Annotated in this window: 14 protein-coding genes; 1 reads left to right on the top strand and 13 read right to left on the bottom strand. The window is 65.4% G+C overall.

The genetic code is table 11. The features are described from left to right. Nucleotides 1-102: 102 nt before the first annotated feature. Nucleotides 103-1,047, bottom strand: coding sequence for a M23 family metallopeptidase (locus XcyCFBP4188_RS17890; protein WP_006448958.1), 945 nt, complete (start codon nt 1,045-1,047; stop codon nt 103-105). On the opposite strand from XcyCFBP4188_RS17890, the gene XcyCFBP4188_RS17885 reads away from it, so the two are divergent. After that, nucleotides 1,048-1,494, top strand: coding sequence for a DciA family protein (locus XcyCFBP4188_RS17885; protein ID WP_006448957.1), 447 nt, complete (start codon nt 1,048-1,050; stop codon nt 1,492-1,494). 186 nt (nt 1,495-1,680) lie between these two features. Here XcyCFBP4188_RS17885 and lpxC read toward each other — a convergent pair whose 3' ends face one another. From lpxC to XcyCFBP4188_RS17825, 12 genes are all read right to left on the bottom strand, one after another. Further along, nucleotides 1,681-2,592 (bottom strand): UDP-3-O-acyl-N-acetylglucosamine deacetylase, encoded by a 912-nt coding sequence (gene lpxC / locus XcyCFBP4188_RS17880; RefSeq protein WP_006448956.1) that lies wholly within the window; start codon nt 2,590-2,592, stop codon nt 1,681-1,683. Nucleotides 2,593-2,827: 235 nt separating this feature from the next. After that, entirely contained in the window at nt 2,828-4,066 is a 1,239-nt protein-coding gene (ftsZ, locus tag XcyCFBP4188_RS17875) for a cell division protein FtsZ (protein WP_006448955.1), read from the bottom strand. 290 nt (nt 4,067-4,356) lie between these two features. Beyond that, the gene (ftsA, locus tag XcyCFBP4188_RS17870; RefSeq protein ID WP_003485272.1) at nt 4,357-5,592 is read right to left on the bottom strand and encodes a cell division protein FtsA; all 1,236 of its coding nucleotides are present in this window, start codon (nt 5,590-5,592) and stop codon (nt 4,357-4,359) included. Continuing rightward, nucleotides 5,589-6,425: a cell division protein FtsQ/DivIB gene (locus XcyCFBP4188_RS17865; protein WP_006448954.1), complete on the bottom strand. Its 837-nt coding sequence runs from the start codon at nt 6,423-6,425 to the stop codon at nt 5,589-5,591. Before XcyCFBP4188_RS17865 ends, ftsA begins: the two co-directional genes overlap by 4 nt. A gap of 130 nt (nt 6,426-6,555) precedes the next feature. Next, a complete protein-coding gene (locus XcyCFBP4188_RS17860) occupies nt 6,556-7,512 on the bottom strand; it encodes a D-alanine--D-alanine ligase (RefSeq protein ID WP_006452812.1) in 957 nt (318 codons plus the stop codon). After that, nucleotides 7,509-8,942: a UDP-N-acetylmuramate--L-alanine ligase gene (gene murC, locus XcyCFBP4188_RS17855; protein ID WP_006452811.1), complete on the bottom strand. Its 1,434-nt coding sequence runs from the start codon at nt 8,940-8,942 to the stop codon at nt 7,509-7,511. Before murC ends, XcyCFBP4188_RS17860 begins: the two co-directional genes overlap by 4 nt. Continuing rightward, entirely contained in the window at nt 8,939-10,156 is a 1,218-nt protein-coding gene (gene murG, locus XcyCFBP4188_RS17850; RefSeq protein WP_006452810.1) for an undecaprenyldiphospho-muramoylpentapeptide beta-N-acetylglucosaminyltransferase, read from the bottom strand. The genes murC and murG overlap by 4 nt, the downstream gene beginning before the upstream one ends. A gap of 59 nt (nt 10,157-10,215) precedes the next feature. Further along, nucleotides 10,216-11,592: a putative lipid II flippase FtsW gene (gene ftsW / locus XcyCFBP4188_RS17845; RefSeq protein ID WP_006452809.1), complete on the bottom strand. Its 1,377-nt coding sequence runs from the start codon at nt 11,590-11,592 to the stop codon at nt 10,216-10,218. Next, entirely contained in the window at nt 11,592-12,677 is a 1,086-nt protein-coding gene (mraY, locus tag XcyCFBP4188_RS17840; RefSeq protein ID WP_006452808.1) for a phospho-N-acetylmuramoyl-pentapeptide-transferase, read from the bottom strand. Before mraY ends, ftsW begins: the two co-directional genes overlap by 1 nt. Beyond that, nucleotides 12,667-14,160 carry a UDP-N-acetylmuramoyl-tripeptide--D-alanyl-D-alanine ligase gene (locus XcyCFBP4188_RS17835; RefSeq protein ID WP_104592553.1) on the bottom strand — a complete coding sequence of 498 codons (1,494 nt, stop codon included), beginning with the start codon at nt 14,158-14,160 and terminating at the stop codon, nt 12,667-12,669. The genes mraY and XcyCFBP4188_RS17835 overlap by 11 nt, the downstream gene beginning before the upstream one ends. Further along, a complete protein-coding gene (locus XcyCFBP4188_RS17830; protein WP_174705860.1) occupies nt 14,157-15,632 on the bottom strand; it encodes a UDP-N-acetylmuramoyl-L-alanyl-D-glutamate--2,6-diaminopimelate ligase in 1,476 nt (491 codons plus the stop codon). The genes XcyCFBP4188_RS17835 and XcyCFBP4188_RS17830 overlap by 4 nt, the downstream gene beginning before the upstream one ends. Nucleotides 15,633-15,640: 8 nt before the next feature. Continuing rightward, on the bottom strand, nt 15,641-17,509 hold the full coding sequence (locus XcyCFBP4188_RS17825; protein WP_006452805.1) for a peptidoglycan D,D-transpeptidase FtsI family protein: 1,869 nt from the start codon (nt 17,507-17,509) through the stop codon (nt 15,641-15,643). Nucleotides 17,510-17,649: the final 140 nt, after the last annotated feature.

Below are 17,649 nucleotides of genomic sequence, written 5' to 3'. Positions count from 1 at the left end.
GGCCGCCGTAAACGAAACAGGGCGCACTGCGCCCTGTCGATGGCAACACCCTATTGTAGCTTGGGGCGGGCCTTCACGAATCAAGCGCTGAGCGCGCCTTCGTCAACCGCGCCCGCGACGTCCTACCGGCGTGTTGGTATCGCCCAGGAACTTGCGCGGATTGACCACCCGCCCGTCCGCCCACACTTCGAAATGCACGTGTGCGCCGGTGGAACGGCCGCTGGAACCGGCCCTGGCCACCTGCTGGCCGGCGCGCACCAGATCGCCCACCTTCACCACCAGCCGCGAGTTATGTGCATAGCGGGTCACGTAGCCATTGCCATGATCCACTTCCACCACGTTGCCATAGCCGCCGCGCACGCCGGCATAGCTGACCACGCCATCGGCGACCGACATCACCGGGTCGCCCACGTTGGCATGGAAGTCCACACCCTTGTGGAAGGCCGAACCACCGTCGAACGGATCGGCGCGGCCGCCGAAGCCCGAGGTGATGTAGGTATTGCGGATCGGCATCCGCGAAGGCACCGAATTCTGCTCGAGCTGATGATCGAACATCAGCGAGGCAAGCACGTTCAGTTGCTGGCCGGAGGCGGAGAACTGCTGTTCGACTTGCCCTAGGGTCTCCTTGAGCGATTCGACCGGCATGTCGCTGACCGGCTCATCGCCGCCGCCGACGCCGACCGGCGCGTCGAAGTCGAACTCGCCGTCCTTCAACTTGCCCATTTCGGTCAGCCGCTCGCCCAAGGCATTGAGGCGGGTGGCCTGGGCCTGCAGCTCGCCCATGCGTGCGGCCAGTGCATTGACCTGCGCCTGCGAGGCGCGCTGCGCCTGGGCCAGCTCCACCTGCTGCTGCGCGACCTTGGCCTGCAGCGCGGAATTGGTCACCATGCCGGTGGCGGTGCTGGCACCGACGCCGATCAACATCCCCAAGCCCAACACCGCGCCGAGGACTACCATCGGTCGATCTGCGGCGAAGCCCTGGAACTGTCGGACCACACGCTGGGTCCGGGTTTGCCGAGATTTGATTACAACTTTCTTCAACGCCATATGAGTGTCATGTCCAAGCCCAAGTCCAACGCACGCAACCCTTCAGCTCCACAACCGGCCATCGAGGCCGCGTTGGGTGAAAAGGCTGGCGACCCCTTGCGTCGCGCCTTGTGGCTCGATGCGCTGGACCGGCAGTTGCGCCCCCTGTTACCGCCTCATCTGGCCACCCGTTGCCGGTTGGCCAATGTCCGAGGCGAACAGCTCGTTTTTCTGGTTGATTCACCTGTCTGGCATGCCAAATTGCGGCTTGCCGAGACCCAATTGTTGGATGCCGCCCGATCCATCGGACTGAAGGCCACCGCAGTGACCATCAAGACCATCACGACCCCGCTGCATTCCCCAATGCCGCAGAACCGTGAACGTCCACGCCCTGTCTCCGAGGCGACGCACAAAGGACTGCGCGACGCCTTGGCCTCCTTGCAGGACGTTCCACCGACCAAGCGGTGATGTCCGTGCCGCCTTTTCGAAACGGCCGCCGGTGCGTGAAAGAATTGCGAAGACCGCACACGACCCGACGCATCCTAGCGGGCATAGGCCACACAGGAGTTAGAGAAGTCTTAAATAAACGTTAAGAACGGGCCGGAAATCCGACGGAGTTCACACTTCGAACGCCAACTAAGGCATTCCCTGACATCAGGCGTAGACGGGGCTGGCGTAGGTGACCGGCGGCTGCACGCTGCCTTCGGGGAAGCTGACCCATTCCCAGGCGGCTTGATCGGCCAGCAGCGCACGCACCAGCTTGTTGTTGAGCGCGTGGCCGGATTTGAAGCCTTCGTAGGCGCCCAGGATGGCGCCGCCGGCCAGATACAGATCGCCGATGGCGTCCAGGATCTTGTGCCGCACGAATTCGTTGGTGTAACGCAGACCGTCCTCGTTGAGCACGCGGAACTCGTCCAGCACGATGGCGTTGTCCATCGAACCGCCAAGGCCCAGATTGCGCTCGCGCATGTACTCCAGGTCGCGCATGAAGCCGAAGGTGCGGGCGCGCGAGATTTCCTTGACGTAGGCCGAGGTGGAGAACTCGATTTCCTGGCGCGACTGTTTGGCCGGGATCATCGGGTGATTGAATTCGATGGTGAAACCGAGCTTGTAGCCCTCGTATGGCTCGAAGCGCGCGACCTTGTCGCCCTCGCGTACTTCCACCGTGTGCTTGATGCGGATGAAGCGCTTGGCCTTGTTCTGCTCGACGATGCCTGCCGACTGCAGCAGGAACACGAACGGGCCGGACGAGCCATCCATGATCGGCAACTCGGCCGACGACAGTTCGACGATGACGTTGTCCACACCCAGGCCGGCCAGTGCCGACATCAGGTGTTCAACTGTCTGGATCTTGGCGCCATTGCAGGTCAAACCGGTGCACAGCGTGGTCTCGGTGACCAGCTCGGCATCGGCGGGGACTTCGACGACAGGTTCCAGGTCCACACGCCGGAACACCACGCCATGATCGACAGGAGCCGGTCGTAGCGTCATATACACCTTGTCGCCGCTGTGCAGGCCGACGCCGGTGGCACGAATGGTGTTTTTGAGAGTGCGTTGCTGGGTCATATGCGAAGTCTGGATGAACAATGCAGACAGGCGCTGAACCGGCTGTCCAATCGTTGAGATTATCCGAATTTTAACAAAAAACGCGTGACGGCAACTGTAATCGACCGGTCACGCCACTGCAAAAGCTGCCGGATCAACGCGTCGATCCGGCAGAAAGAGGACATGGCATTGCAACCCCGAAGCGAACCTCGGGGCATTGCGGGCGGCGCCACCGAAGCGGCATCGCAGTGACGCGTCAGTCGGCCTGGCGGCGCAGGAACGCCGGGATGTCCAGGTAGTCGTTGGGCAGGTCTGCCGCCGGCGCAGAGGAACCGCCGCCGTTGTTGCTGCTGCTGCCGACCGAGTCGCTGCTGGGACGACGCAGGCCAAGGCCCATGCTGCCGCCAACCGCCTTGGACACCGCGTCGCCACCGCTGGTCTCGAAGTCGCCGAACTCCGGCTGGCCGGTGGTGGCGTTGCGCACCAGCTTGATCGGCGCGCGCTGGTCCGGACGCTGGGTCTGACGTGCAACCGCACGGTTCAGGCCAGTGGCGACCACGGTGACGCGTACTTCGTCCTGCATGTCCGGGTCGAGCACGGTACCGACGACCACGGTGGCATCTTCCGAAGCGAACGCTTCGATGGTGCGGCCGATCTCGTCGAACTCGGCCATGGTGAAGTCCGGGCCGGCGGTGATGTTGACCAGGATGCCGTTGGCACCGGCCAGGTTCACATCGTCCAGCAGCGGGTTCTGGATGGCGGCTTCGGCAGCGGCCTGCGCGCGATCGTCGCCGCGTGCCGACCCGGTGCCCATCATGGCCAGGCCCATTTCCGACATCACGGTGCGCACGTCGGCAAAGTCGACGTTGATCAGGCCCGGACGCACGATCAGATCGGCGATGCCCTGCACGGCGCCCTGCAGCACGTCGTTGGCAGCGCGGAAGGCCTGGATCATGGTGGCGTTGCGGCCGAGCACGGTGATCAGCTTTTCGTTGGGAATGGTGATCAGCGAATCGCAATGCTGGCTCAGTTCCTCGATGCCCTTCAGCGCAACCTGCATGCGTCGACGGCCTTCGAACGGGAACGGCTTGGTGACCACGGCCACGGTCAGGATGCCCATTTCCTTGGCCAGCTGCGCAACCACCGGCGCTGCACCGGTGCCGGTGCCACCGCCCATGCCGGCGGTGATGAACACCATGTCCGCACCCTGCAGCGCGTCCATGATGCGCTCGCGATCTTCCAGCGCAGCCTGACGGCCGACTTCCGGATTGGCGCCTGCGCCCAGGCCCTTGGTGACGTTGGTGCCGAGCTGCAGCTGCAACTTGGCGCCGCAGTTCTTGATGGCCTGCGAGTCGGTGTTGGCGGTGATGAATTCCACGCCATCGACGTTGGTGTTGACCATGTGCGCAACCGCGTTACCGCCGCCGCCGCCCACGCCAACGACCTTGATGACCGCGTTGGGAGCCATCTTTTCGATCAGTTCAAAATGTGCCATGTCAGTGTCCTCTTTAGATGCCGTGAATGGGGAATCGGGAATGGGGAATCGGATTGTTCCGTTCGCCAGCCCAACACCCGCATGTCGGCGAATGTTGTTGTTTGAATGCCGGGAATGGGGAGTCGGGAATGGGGAATCGCAACAGCGAATCACCTTCACGCCAACCACCGCTTCCTCGGCGGAACCACAAAAAAACTACGCCCTGCCCGCTCTCACCGCTCTCCACTCAAACTTGTCGCAACCGCTTTGCCTTTGCTTCAACCAATTCCCGAATCCCGATTCCCGATTCCTCAGAATTCGCCGCGATACCAGTTCTTCAATTTCTTGAACAAACTCCCGGCACGTCCGGTCGGGATCGACGGACGACGCGGGTGTTCGATCTGGCTGCCCATCAGCAACAGGCCCACGCCGGAGGCGTGCACCGGGTTGCCGACGACTTCGCCCAGGCCGGTGACGTGCTGGGGAATGCCCACGCGCACCGGCATCTGCAGCATTTCTTCGGCCAGTTCGACCACGCCTTCCATCTTCGACGCGCCTCCGGTAAGCACCATGCCGGCGCGCACCATTTCCTCGAAACCGGAGCGGCGCAATTCGGCCTGCACCATTTCGAAAATTTCTTCGTAACGGCCCTGCACCGCCTGCGCGAGCGCATGCCGTGGCATGCGGCGCGGCGGGCGATCGCCGACCGACGGCACCTGGATGCTTTCTTCGGCGGTGGCCAGCTGCGCCAGCGCGCACGCATAACGCACCTTGATCTGCTCGGCTTCCGGGGTCGGCGTGCGCAGCATGTGCGCGATGTCGTTGGTGACATGGTCACCGGCGATCGGCAGCGAGGCGGTGTGGCAGATCGCGCCCTGCACGTAGACGGCGAGGTCAGTGGTGCCGGCACCGATATCCACCAGCACCACGCCCAGTTCGCGTTCGTCGGCGGTCAACACCGCCACCGAGGATGCGAGCGAGGACAGCACCAGATCGTCGACCTGCAAGCCGCACTTCTGCACGCACTTGGTGATGTTGGCCGCGGCCGACTGCGCGCACACCACCAGATGCGCATGCACCTCCAGGCGGACGCCGGTCATGCCGACCGGGTTGCGGATGCCTTCCTGCGAATCGTCCAGCACGTACTCGCGCGGGATCGCATGCAGGATGCGCTGGTCGGCAGGAATGGCCACGGCCTTGGCCGCATCCAGCACGCGCTCCAGATCGCTCCAGGTCACTTCGCCGTCGCGGATCGGCACGATGCCGGGCGAGTTCTTGCACTGCACGTGGTTGCCGGAAATCGACGCGTATACCGAGCGGATCTCGCAACCGGCCATCAGCTCGGCCTCTTCCACCGCGCGCTGGATCGACTGCACGGTGGATTCGATATCGACCACCACGCCGCGCTTGAGACCGCGCGATTCATGCGAACCGATGCCGATCACTTCGATCGGATTGCCGGGCGAGTACTCGCCGACCAGCGCGACGACCTTGGAGGTGCCGATGTCCAGTCCAACGATGAGGGATTTGTCGCCTTTGCGGTTCATGTCTTAAAGCCGGGAATAGCGAATGGGGAATGGGGAATGGTCAACAGCGGTGTACGGAGGCGTAGAGAATTCAGGACCAGCGTGTGCGGCGCAGCGGGCGGTGCCGGCTTGAGTTTTTTATCCATTCCCGATTCCCCATTCTCCATTCGTCGTTCGACCGTAAAGCCATTGGTGTAGCGCAGGTCGGCGCGGGCGATCGGGCGTTGCGGGTCGGCCAGTTGCGGCAGCACGCGGGCGAAGCGCTGCAGGCGTGCGCGCGCATCGTCGCGGCCGATCACGATCTGCACGCCGTTGCTCAGGCCCAGCGACCAGCTGCCGCGCGCGTCCATTTCCAGGCGCTCTACATCCAGCCCGGTCGGGGCGAACAGCGCGCGCGATTCGTTGTACAGCGCCACCACGTCCTGCGTCTTGCTGTCCGGGCCACCGAGTTGCGGCAACTTGAAATCCTTCAACAACGGCGGGGTGCGGAACAGCCGGCCCTGCTCGGACAACATGCGGTCGGTGCCCCAGCGCGCGAACGGCTTGTGCTCGGTGACGCGCACTTCCAGCACGTCCGGCCAACGCTTGCGCACCTGCGCACTTTCCACCCACGGCAACCGTGCGATGGCGTCCTGCGCGTTCTGCAATTTCACTGCGAAAAAACCCGAGCGCGCATACGGCAGCACCACCGCACGCAGCTCTTCGGCAGGCACCCGCTTGAAGTCGCCGGACACCCGCAACCGCGCCAACGGCCAACGCTCGGCGCCGACCCAGCCATTGAGCACGGCCACCACGGGCAACGCGACCAGCGTCACCGCGATCAACCAGGCCAGGATGCGCAGGGTGGCGTTCATGGGCGCGCTCCGCGCGCGGGATTCGGCATTGGGGATTGGGGATTCGCAACGGCAGCAGCAACAGCAACAGCAACGGCGCACGCGGCGTCGCTGTTAACCAATCCCGAATGCCGAATCCCCAATCCCGCCGTCATAGCGTCTGCTCCAGCACGCGCCAAACCAGTTCTTCGAAATCGATACCGAGCTGGCGCGCGGCCTTGGGCACCAGCGAGTGGCTGGTCATGCCTGGAGCGGTGTTCACTTCAAGCAGATACAGCTGGCCGCTGGCGCGATCGCGCATCACGTCCACGCGGCCCCAGCCACGTGCGCCGGCAGCGCGAAAGGCGTCGAGTGCGAGCTGGCGGATCTGCGTTTCGGCATCGCCTTCCAGGCCCGGGCACAGGTACTGGGTGTCGTCGGCCACGTACTTGGCGTTGTAGTCGTACCACTGGCCCTTGGGCACGATGCGGATCGACGGCAGCGCGACCTCGCCGAGCACGGCCACGGTGAGTTCATCGCCTTCGATCAGCTGTTCCATCAGCAGCGCGCCGTCGTATCGCGCCGCCAGCACCACGGCTTCTTCGAGCTGGGCCTGGTCGAACACGCGGCTGATGCCGACGCTGGAGCCTTCGTTGGCCGGCTTGACGATGACCGGCAGGCCGATCTGCTGTGCCGCGGCATGAATTTGATCGGCGCTGGCACCGGCGGCCAGACGTGCATAGCGCGGCGTGCACAGGCCCAGCGACAGCCACACCTGCTTGGTGCGGATCTTGTCCATGCTCAACGCCGAACCCAGCACGTTGGAGCCGGTATACGGCACCTTGAAGGCTTCCATCAGGCCTTGCACGATGCCGTCTTCGCCGCCGCCGTTATGGCCGTGCAGCACGTTGAAGACGCGGTCGAAACGTTTTTCGACCAGTGCCTGCGCCATTGCCGGAATGCCATCGACCGGCCGCGCATCGACACCGCGCGCGCGCAGTGCGTCGAGCACGTTGCTGCCGGAGTTCAACGACACTTCGCGCTCGGACGAGGTACCGCCGAGCAGCACGGCGACGCGGCCGAACGCGGCCGGATCGGTGCCGCGCACGTTGGCGACCGTCGCGCTCATGCAGCCGCTCCGGTGAAGCCGTTATTGATGATGTGCTGGGCCACGTAACCGATATCGCCGGCACCCATCATCAGCAACAGATCGCCGTCCTGCAGCACGTCCGGCAACACTTCGGCCAGGCCGGAAATCTGCCCGACCACCACCGGTTCGCTGCGGCCGCGCGCACGGATGGCACGCGCCAGCGCGCGCGCATCGGCGCCCGGAATCGGCGCTTCGCCGGCCGGGTAGACCTCGCTCAGCACCAGCGCATCGACGGTACTCAACACCGCAGCAAAGGCGTCGAACTGATCGCGGGTACGGCTGTAACGATGCGGCTGGAATGCGACCACCAGACGCTTGTCCGGCCAGCCACCGCGGGCGGCGGCGAACACCGCTTCCAGCTCGCGCGGATGGTGGCCGTAATCGTCGACCACGCGCACGCGTGCACCGGTGCTGGTGGTGACTTCGCCCAGATCGTTGAAGCGACGGCCGATGCCAGCGAAGTTTTCCAGCGCACGCGCAATGGTTTCCGGTGCCACGCCCAATTGCCAACCGATCGCCGCTGCGGCCAGTGCATTGAGCACGTTGTGACGGCCCGGCAGTGCGAGCGTCACCGGTGTGGTGGTGCCTTCGGGCAGACGCAGCGTGAAGCGCATGCGCGGGCCATCCTGCACCACATCTTCGGCGCGCACGTCGGCGTTTTCGCTCATGCCGTAACTCATCACGTGGCGCGGCGTCTTGCTCGCAAGCGCGGCCACTTCCGGGTCGTCGATGCACAGCAGCGCCAGCCCGTAGAACGGCAGGCGCTGCAGGAACTCGGCGAAGGCGGCCTGGATGCGCGAGAAATCGTTGCCGTAGTTTTCCAGGTGATCCGAATCGATATTGGTGATCACCGCCATCAACGGATTCAGACGCAGGAAGCTGCCATCGCTCTCGTCGGCTTCGGCAACCAACCACTGGCCGCCTCCGAGTTTTGCGTTGGCACCGGCGGCCAGCAACTGCCCGCCGATGACGAAGGTCGGGTCCAGCCCGCCTTCGCTCAGCACGGCCGCCGCCAGGCTGGTGGTGGTGGTCTTGCCGTGCGTGCCGGCCACCGCGATGCCGCGACGGAAGCGCATCAGCTCGGCCAGCATCGCCGCACGCGGCATGATCGGAATGCGCTGGCTGCGCGCTTCCATCAGCTCGGGGTTGTCTTCGCGGATCGCGCTGGACACCACCACGCAATCGGTGCCGAGCACATTGGCCGCCGAATGCCCGCGCATCACCCGCGCACCCAGCTTGGCCAGCCGACGCGTGGCCGCGTTATCGGAGTTGTCGGAGCCGGAGACTTCATAGCCCAGCGTCAGCATCACCTCGGCAATGCCGCTCATGCCGGTGCCGCCGATGCCGACGAAATGCACGCGCGGAAACGCACGCACCAGATCGCCGCTGTCCTGCAGACGGCGGATCACGCGGCACCTCCTGCGGAGGTGCGAATGGGGAATCGGGAATCGGGAATCGTGTGGAGCGGAGCGCCAGCGGCGACGGATACTTGGTCGGTGCGCTTGTCTGCGTGCATCAATTTGTGTTCCTGCAAGTGTTCTGAGCTCTGCCCATTCCCCATTCCCGACTCACCATTCCCGGCCTCTTGAAGAATGATGTCGGCGATGCGTTCGGCGGCATCCGGCTTGGCCAGGGTGCGGGCGGCGGTTGCCATCGACAGGCGGCGTGCGGGGTCGGCGAGCAAGGTCTGCAAGACCTGCTGCAGACGCACTGCCAGGGTGTCGTCCTGCTTGAGCAGCACGGCGGCGTCGGCGCCGACCAGGTATTCGGCATTGCGGGTCTGGTGATCGTCCACCGCTGCAGCGAAGGGCACCAGCACGCTGGCGATACCGGCGGCGCAGAGTTCGGCAAGCGTGGAGGCACCGGCGCGGCACACGACCAGGTCGGCCCAGGCGTAAGCGGCGGCCATGTCGGCGATGAAGGGTTCGACACTGGCGTTGACACCGGCCTGCGCGTATGAGGCTTCGGCTTCGGCGCGCAGCTTTTCGCCGCATTGGTGGCGCACGTCGACATCCGGGTGACCGAGTGCCGCCAGCGCCGCCGGCACGGCTTGATTCAACGCGCGTGCACCCTGGCTCCCGCCGAGGACCAGCATGCGTACCGGGCCACCACGACCGACCAGGCGCAGAGCCGGCACGGGAAGCGCGGCGATTTCCGCACGCACCGGATTGCCCACCGCTTCTTCGCCAGCGAAGCTGCCTGGAAAACCGGTCAACACGCGACGCGCGACACGCGACAACACCTTGTTGGTCATGCCGGGTGCACGATTTTGTTCGTGCACCAGTAACGGCACGCCGAGCAGACGTGCCGCCAGACCGCCCGGGCCGGCCGCGAATCCGCCGAAGCTGATCACCGCACGCGGCTGGCGCTTGCGCAGTACGAAGCCGGCGGCGCGCACCGCGCGCATCACCCGTACCGGCGCGCCGAGCAATTTCATCAAGCCCTTTCCGCGCAGCCCGGTGATGGCCAGCGTGTCGAGCTGGATATCGTGCTGCGGCACCAGGCGGGTTTCCATCGCGCCATCGGCACCGAGCCAGGTCACCGGCACGCCACGCGCGCGCAGCACCTTGGCCACGGCAAGGCCCGGGAAGATATGCCCACCGGTTCCGCCAGCAAGGATCATGACCGGACGAACCACAGCAGACTGCGCGGGCGCTTGTGCGGGACTCGCATAATTACTACTCATGCGATCCTCCCGAACGTCGGTTCCACACGCGGCTGCATGCGGCTGGTGCCGCGCAGAATGGCCGATGCCGGCGCCACAGATGCTGCAGCGACCGGTGCGGGCGCGGGTGCAGCGGCAGCCACGGTGTCGCGCTGCGGTTTGCGCGCTGGCGCATACGCCGGCGGCACCGAGTCGACCACCGGCTCGGCCGGCTCCGCCGACGGCGCGCCTGCACCCTGCGGCGACAACTTGCTGCGCAGGCGCTCGGCGCGATCCATTTCGTAGGACACGCGCAGCAGCAAGCCCATCGCCACGCAGGTCATCAGCACCGACGAACCGCCGGAGGAAATCAGCGGCAAAGTCAGGCCCTTGGTCGGCAGGATACCCAGGTTCACGCCCACCGAGACGAAGCTCTGCAGGCTGATCCACAAGCCGATACCAAAGGCGATGTAGCCGGAAAAATGACGCTTCATTTCCACACAGCGCATGCCTAGCCAGAACGCGCGGCCGACCAGCAAGGCATACAGCGAGATCACCCCGCACACACCGACAAACCCGAGCTCTTCGGCAATCACCGAAAAGATGAAGTCGGTATGCGCTTCGGGCAGATAGTTGAGCTTTTGCACCGAGGCGCCCAGCCCCACGCCGGTCCACTGGCCGCGGCCAACCGCCATCAAGGCGTTCGACAACTGATAGCCGGAGCCGAGCTGATCGGCCCACGGATCCAGGAACGAGGTGATACGGCGCAGGCGGTACGGCTCCAGGATCGCGATGAAGGCGAACACCGGCAGGCCGAACACGATCGGCATCGACATGCGCGGCAGGTTCACCCCGCCCAGCACCAGCATGCCGGCGGTGATCGCCAGCAACAGCGTGGACGAGCCGAAGTCCGGCTGCATCAGCAGCAGGCCGACCAGTGCGATCGCCACGCCCAGCGGCTTGAGCATCGCCGGCCAGGTCGCGTTGACCTCGTCGCGAAAGCGCACCAGGTAGCTGGACAGCCACACGATGTAGAGCACCTTGACCGCTTCCACGGTCTGGAATTTCGACACGCCCAGATTGATCCAGCGTTTGGCGCCGTTGACGCTGCTGCCCAGGCCGGGCACGAACACCACCATCAGCAGGCCGAAACAGGCCAGCAGCAGCACCTGGTTGTACTGCTCGATGGTCTTGAGCTCGGTCCGCATCGCCCAGAACGCCAGGCCAACGCCGATGCCCAGAAACAGCAGATGACGGGTGAGGTAATAGAACGGGTTGTCGGACAGTTCGATCGAGCTGGACGCCACCATCACCACGCCCAGCGAGGCGAGCGTGGCCGCGGCGCCGAGCAGCCACGGGTCGTAGCGGCCGCCGATGGCCTCGAGTCGAGTGGCTTGACGCGCGGTGTCGTTCATCAGCGCACCTTCAACGTGGCAAGGCCGATCAGCACCAGCACCACCGAGATGATCCAGAAGCGCACGATCACGCGCGGCTCCGGCCAGCCCTTGAGTTCGAAATGGTGATGGATCGGCGCCATGCGGAACACGCGCTTGCCGGTGAGCTTGAAGCTGGCCACCTGGATGATCACCGACAGCGTTTCGATCACGAACACACCGCCCATGATCACCAGCACCAGTTCCTGACGCACGATCACCGCGATGGTGCCGAGCACCGCGCCCAGCGACAGCGCGCCGATATCGCCCATGAACACCATGGCCGGATAGGTGTTGAACCACAGAAACCCTAACCCTGCCCCCGCGATCGCCGAGCAGATGATGATCAGCTCGCCGGCCCCGGGAATCAGCGGGATTTTCAGGTATTCGGCAAACACCACGTTGCCAGAGGCATACGCGAACACACCCAGCGCGCAGGCCACCAGCACGGTCGGCATGATCGCCAGACCATCCAGGCCGTCGGTCAGGTTCACCGCGTTGGAGAAGCCGACGATCCAGAAGTAGGCAATGACCACAAAGCTCACGCCGGCCAACGGCAGCGCCACCGCCTTGAACATCGGAATGTAGAAGGTGATCGCGGCCGGCACATCGGCGGTGTAGTACAGAAACAGGCCAGCAGCCAGGCCGAAGATCGATTGCAGCAGATACTTCCAGCGCGACTTCAGCCCGTTGGGGTCGCGGCGCACGATCTTGATCCAGTCGTCGTACCAACCGATCGCACCGAAGCAGATCATCACTGCCAGCACCAACCACACATAACGGTTACGCAGGTCGCCCCACAACAGCACCGACAAGGTCACCGTCAGCAGGATCAGCGAGCCGCCCATGGTGGGCGTACCGGCCTTGGAAAAATGCGTCTGCGGGCCATCCTGACGGATCGGCTGGCCACCCTTGAACTGGCCCAGCTTGCGGATCACCGCCGGGCCCATCCACAACGACAGGAACAACGCGGTCAGCGCTGCCAGGATGCCGCGGAAGGTCAGATAGTTGAACAGCCCGAACAGGCTCTCCAGTTGCTGTAGCCAACGGGCCAACTCAAGCAGCATGGGAGGTGTCCTCCAACGCTGCGAGCAACGCGGCGACGATGCGATCCATCGCACTGCCACGCGAGCCTTTCACCAACAACGTGGGCGGGACCTGCGCCGTGGTGGCGGCAGTCTGCGCCGCCGCACCGGTGTGTTCGTGCATCGAAGAAGATTCCTGCGTTTGAGTCGGCGAAACGGCGACCTGCGCCAGATCCGCCTGCAACGCCGCGACCAGCGCGGCATGAGTGGCGAACACGCGGCCGCCATCGCCGAACGCCTGCGCGGCGGCGGCACTGAGCTCGCCCAACGCGTACAGCCGCTGCAGCTTGGCCGCGCGTGCGCGACGCCCGGCAGCGGCATGCAGCGCCTTGCCTTCCGGGCCGAGTTCGCGCATGTCGCCGAGCACCAGCCAACCAGCGCCCGGCGCGGCAGCCAGGGTGTCGATGGCCGCATCAAGCGAACCGGGATTGGCGTTGTAGCTGTCGTCGATCAGCACCGCGCCGCTGGACAGCGTGTGTGCGATCTGTCGACCGGCCACCGGGCGCGCCTGCGCAAGACCGGCGGCGATGATCGGCAATGCGATACCCGCGCCCAACGCCAGCCCGGCCGCAGCCAGCGCGTTGAGCACGTTGTGGCGACCCGGCAGCGGCAGTGCAATCTGCGCCTCGCCTTGCGGCGTCACCAGCGTGAACTGCGCACCACCGTCCTGCAGCCGTAGCCCACGTGCAGTGATGTCGGCGCTGGCCTGCAAGCCATAACGCAACACGCGACGGCCCTGCACCGGCTGCGCATGCAGTTGCTGCTCGAACCAGGCCCCGAAGGCATCGTCGGCATTGATCACCGCCACGCCATTGGCCGGCAGTGCAGCGTAGATGGCGCCCTTGGTGTGCGCGACGCCGAGCAGGCTGCCCAGACGTTCCAGATGGGCGGGTGCGATGTTGTTGACCAGGGCTACGTGCGGCTGCGCGATGTCGGTGAGATAGGCGATATCGCCCGGCTTGCCGGCGCCCATTTCGTAGATCGCAACATCCGCATCGTCCGGCGCGGCGATCACCGCCAGCGGCAGGCCGATTTCGTTATTGCGGTTGCCCGGATTGGCGTAGACGGTGGTGCCATCGACACGCCCGGCCTCTTCCAGGATCGACAGCAGCAAGGCCTTGACGCTGGTCTTGCCGTTGGAGCCGGTCAACGCGATCACGCGCGTGGCGCGGTCGCGCTGCATGCCGGCGGCGATACGCGCCAGCGCGAGTTCGGTATTTTCCACCAGCACCTGCGGCACACTCAGCGCAGGCAGCAGGCGATCCACCAGCAACCCGCTGGCACCCTGCGCCACCGCGTCTGCGGCAAAGTCGTGTCCGTCGAAACGCTCGCCGCGCAGCGCCACATACAGGCTGCCGTTGGCGAGCGTGCGGGTGTCGTTGCCGACCGCGTCGATCATGGCGTCGTCGCCGTGCAACTCGCCGCCGGCCCAGTGGGCGATCAACGACAACGGAGTGAGCTTCATGCGCGCACTCCCAGCACGGTGCGCGGCAGCAAGGCCTGCGCCGCCACGATGGCGTCGTTGAAGGCATGCCACACGCCGGCGACTTCCTGATATGGCTCGTGGCCCTTGCCGGCGATCAGCACGATGTCGGAGGCACTGGCCATGCTGATGGCCTGATGGATCGCCGCGGCGCGGTCGCGCTGCACGATCGCCGCATCCGGGCGCGCAAAGCCGCGCAGGATGTCGGCCACGATTGCATCGCCATCTTCGCCACGCGGGTTGTCGTCGGTGACGATCGCCACATCCGCATTGACCTCGGCGATCGCCGCCATCTGCGGCCGCTTGCCGGTATCGCGCTCGCCACCGCAGCCGAACACGCAGATCAGCCGGTCCTGCGCATGCGAGCGCAGGCTGGCCAATGCCTGTTCCAGCGCGTCGGGCGTGTGTGCATAGTCCACCACCACCAACGGGGCGCCATGCGCGCCACCGAGACGATTCATGCGGCCGTGGATCGGCTGCAGCTGACCAAGCACTTCGGCGATCTGTGCCGGCGCGATGTCCAACGCATACAACGCGCCGGCGACCGCGAGCAGGTTATCGACGTTGAAGCGGCCCAGCAGCGGCGAGTGCACCGGATGCACTTCGCCATGGATGTTGAGCGCGAAATTGATGCCGTTGTGGTCCAGCTGCAGCGCCTGCGCACGCACCATTGCCTGGGCTTGTGCGCGCGAACTCACACCGATCGCGCGCAGCGCCGGGTCGAGCGCGGCGAACAGCGTGCGGCCGAAGTCATCGTCCAGATTCACCACAGCTGCTTTCAATCCAGCGCGCGTGAACAGCTTGGCCTTGGCCGCGCCGTACTGCGCCATGTCGCCGTGGTAATCGAGATGATCGCGGGTGAGATTGGTAAACACCGCCACGTCGAAATGCACTGCATCCACGCGGCCCTGATCGAGCGCGTGCGAGCTCACCTCCATCGCCACGGCCTGCGCGCCTTCATCGCGCAACTGTGCCAGCAGCGCGTGCGTGGGCAGCACCAGCGGCGTGGTGAAACCGGTCGGCACGGCGCTGCCATACAGGCCAACACCCAAGGTACCGAGGGTGCCGGTGGGCATGCCGAGCAACGTCAACGCCTGCGCCAGCAACTGCACGGTGGAGGTCTTGCCGTTGGTGCCGGTGACGCCGACCATGCGCAGCGCCTGCGAGGGCTGGCCATGGAACTGATCGGCCATTGCGCCCAGACGCGCGCGCAAACCAGGCACGGCGATCGCATCGGCCGGTGCCGGCAACTCGGCAGGCGCTGGCGGCTCGAACAACACCGCCGCCGCGCCATTGGCACGCGCCTGTTCGACGAAGCCCAGACCATGCGCGCCGAAGCCGGCGATCGCCACGAAGGCATCGCCCGCACGCACTGCACGGCTGTCCATCACCAGGCCAGACACCTGCACGTCGTGCAAAAGCGGCACGTCCGGCAACAGCTGCGACAGCGGCATGGAGCGGCTCACTGGCGGCTCTCCTGCAACGGTGCGGGCTGGGCCGGCGCGGGTAGCGCGGCAGGTGCAAGTGCGGTGGGAATACCGGCAGACACTTCATCCACCGGATCCGGCATCAATGCCGGGTCCAGCTCGGGCGGCTGCGGCTTGGCGATCGGCTGCCCGGTCTTGCCGGCGGCCTGCGCGGCCAGCCACGACTGGATGTCGTCCGGCGGCACGTCCATCAGACGCAGCGCGCCTTCCATCACCTTGTGAAACACCGGTGCCGACACCAGGCCGCCGTAGTACACCTTGCCCTGCGGATCGTTGATCACGATGACGGTGGCAAAGCGCGGGCGCGTGGCCGGCACCAGGCCGGCGAACAGCGCGTTGTAATGCCCGCGCTCGTAACCGTTGGCGCCGTTCTTGCGCGCGGTACCGGTCTTGCCGGCCACGTGATAACCCAGGATGGCCGCGCCCTTGGCGCCGCCCTGGGTGACCACGGTTTCCATCATGTCGATGACCTGGCGCGCCACTTCCGGCGTGACTACCTGGCGGGTTTCGTTGTGCTGGCCGCGTACGAAGGTCGGCGGGGTCAGCTTGCCGCCGTTGCCCAGCGTGGCGTACGCCTGCGCGATTTGCAGCGGCGTCACCGACAGGCCATAGCCGTACGACATCGTGGTCTTGGACGGGCCGCTCCAGCGCGCCGGCTGCAGCACCACGCCCGAGGATTCGCCAGGAAAACCGCTATGCGGCGCGCTGCCGTAACCGAAATTGCGGATCGACTGATAGAACGTCTGATCCGGCACCTTGGCCGCAATCTTGGCCGCACCGATGTTGGAACTGCGCGTGATCACCCCGGTGACGTTGAGCACGCCGTTGTTGCGTGGCACATCGCGGATGGTGAAGCGCCCCACGGCCATGTAGCCGGGGTTGGTGTCGATGATGGTGTCCTTGGTCACCACGCCCGCAGTCAATGCGGTGGCCACGGTGAGCGGCTTCATCGTCGAACCCGGCTCGACCAGATCGGTGACCGCGCGGTTGCGGCGCGCCGACGGATTGATGCCGGTGACCGAATTGGGGTTGTAGGTGGGCAGGTTGACCATCGCCAGCACTTCGCCGGTGGCCACGTCCATCACCACCATCGAGCCGCCGGCAGCGTTGTTTTCGACCAACGCGTTGCGCAGCTCCTTGTAGGCCAGGAACTGGATGCGGCGGTCGATGCTCAGCGTCAGGTCCTTGCCCGGCTGCGCAGGACGCACCAGATCCACGCTCTCCACGATCGCGCCGCGCGCATCGCGCACCACTTTCTTGGAGCCCGGCTTGCCGCGCAGCCATTCGTCGAAGGCCAGCTCCAGGCCTTCCTGGCCGCGGTCGTCGATATTGGTAAAGCCCAGCACATGGGCCATCGCTTCGCCTTGCGGATAGAAGCGACGGAACTCGCGCTGCGAGAACACACCGGGAATCTTCAGCTCGACGATGGCATGCGCCTTGTCCGGATTGATCCGGCGCTGCAGGTACATGAATTCCTTGCCGGCCTTCTGCGCCAGCTTGGCGTTCAACTCGTCCAGCGGCTGGCCGAGCGCCTTGGCCAGCTCGGGAATGCGGTCCGGATTGCGCAGCAGTTCCTGCGGATTGACCCAGATCGACTCCACCGGCGTGGACACCGCCAGCGGCTCGCCGTTGCGGTCGGTGATCATGCCGCGCGAGGTGGCGATCGGCAGTTCGCGCAGGTAACGCGCTTCGCCCTGGCGCTGATAGAAATCGCGATTGACCAGCTGCACGAACGCCGCGCGGCCGATCAGCGTCACCGAGCACAGGCCCAGCGCGATACCGACCAGCGTCAGGCGGCCACGCAGGTTGAAGTTGCTGCGCGCGCGGTTGCGGCCGGCTTTCATGGCGCACCTCCGTGTGCGCCACCCTGCGGGCGGCTGCGCCGTGCAAAACGGCTGTCCTGCCGTTTTGTCATGGACACACACTGGGCGCCACCCTGCGGGCAGCTGCGCCGTGCAAAACGGCTGTCCTGCCGTTTTGTCAT

The sequence above is a fragment of the Xanthomonas hortorum pv. cynarae genome, from assembly GCF_002939985.1.
In the GTDB taxonomy this organism is placed as follows: domain Bacteria; phylum Pseudomonadota; class Gammaproteobacteria; order Xanthomonadales; family Xanthomonadaceae; genus Xanthomonas; species Xanthomonas hortorum_D.
This window is presented reverse-complemented; position numbering and strand designations above follow the sequence as displayed.

Bases quoted from the DNA above. Each gene is read 5' to 3' on its own strand.
- XcyCFBP4188_RS17890 (WP_006448958.1), bottom strand. From the start codon at position 1,047: ATGGCGTTGAAGAAAGTTGTAATCAAATCTCGGCAAACCCGGACCCAG.
- XcyCFBP4188_RS17885 (WP_006448957.1), top strand. From the start codon at position 1,048: ATGAGTGTCATGTCCAAGCCCAAGTCCAACGCACGCAACCCTTCAGCT.
- lpxC (WP_006448956.1), bottom strand. From the start codon at position 2,592: ATGACCCAGCAACGCACTCTCAAAAACACCATTCGTGCCACCGGCGTC.
- ftsZ (WP_006448955.1), bottom strand. From the start codon at position 4,066: ATGGCACATTTTGAACTGATCGAAAAGATGGCTCCCAACGCGGTCATC.
- ftsA (WP_003485272.1), bottom strand. From the start codon at position 5,592: ATGAACCGCAAAGGCGACAAATCCCTCATCGTTGGACTGGACATCGGC.
- XcyCFBP4188_RS17865 (WP_006448954.1), bottom strand. From the start codon at position 6,425: ATGAACGCCACCCTGCGCATCCTGGCCTGGTTGATCGCGGTGACGCTG.
- XcyCFBP4188_RS17860 (WP_006452812.1), bottom strand. From the start codon at position 7,512: ATGAGCGCGACGGTCGCCAACGTGCGCGGCACCGATCCGGCCGCGTTC.
- murG (WP_006452810.1), bottom strand. From the start codon at position 10,156: ATGATCCTTGCTGGCGGAACCGGTGGGCATATCTTCCCGGGCCTTGCC.
- ftsW (WP_006452809.1), bottom strand. From the start codon at position 11,592: ATGAACGACACCGCGCGTCAAGCCACTCGACTCGAGGCCATCGGCGGC.
- mraY (WP_006452808.1), bottom strand. From the start codon at position 12,677: ATGCTGCTTGAGTTGGCCCGTTGGCTACAGCAACTGGAGAGCCTGTTC.
- XcyCFBP4188_RS17835 (WP_104592553.1), bottom strand. From the start codon at position 14,160: ATGAAGCTCACTCCGTTGTCGTTGATCGCCCACTGGGCCGGCGGCGAG.
- XcyCFBP4188_RS17830 (WP_174705860.1), bottom strand. From the start codon at position 15,632: ATGCCGCTGTCGCAGCTGTTGCCGGACGTGCCGCTTTTGCACGACGTG.
- XcyCFBP4188_RS17825 (WP_006452805.1), bottom strand. From the start codon at position 17,509: ATGAAAGCCGGCCGCAACCGCGCGCGCAGCAACTTCAACCTGCGTGGC.